This window comes from Bacillus sp. SIMBA_031, from assembly GCF_046535225.1.
Lineage (GTDB): Bacteria > Bacillota > Bacilli > Bacillales > Bacillaceae > Bacillus > Bacillus velezensis.
In genome coordinates this window covers 1-257 of record NZ_JAWRXC010000423.1, presented here as the reverse complement: position 1 = coordinate 257, position 257 = coordinate 1, and the positions used below count along the sequence as shown (strand labels likewise).

At 42.4% G+C, this 257-nt stretch carries 1 protein-coding gene; it reads right to left on the bottom strand.

Annotated features, from left to right (window positions below):
• The coding region (locus SB724_RS20885) for a hypothetical protein (protein ID WP_410572872.1) at positions 1 to 257 on the bottom strand (257 nt) is incomplete at both ends.

Here is a 257-nt window from a genome sequence, read left to right as displayed (position 1 = left end):
AATTATGGGTAACTGTCGCAGAACCTTCATCTGTGGATCGATAACGATAATGTCGCTTTTTTTGGCATTGATAGTGATCAGTCCATCCACTGGAGTGTGAGTTGTCAACTTCCCGTTTATAGAAATAGGAACCGGCATTTTAAACGCTGTGCCATCTTTTTCGCTGTTACTCCAGCTTAAATAAGCGACTGTATTGGTACGCTCCATGGTTAAGGTTGGTAACGCGGCTTGCTTTAGATACACATCAAATAACCACG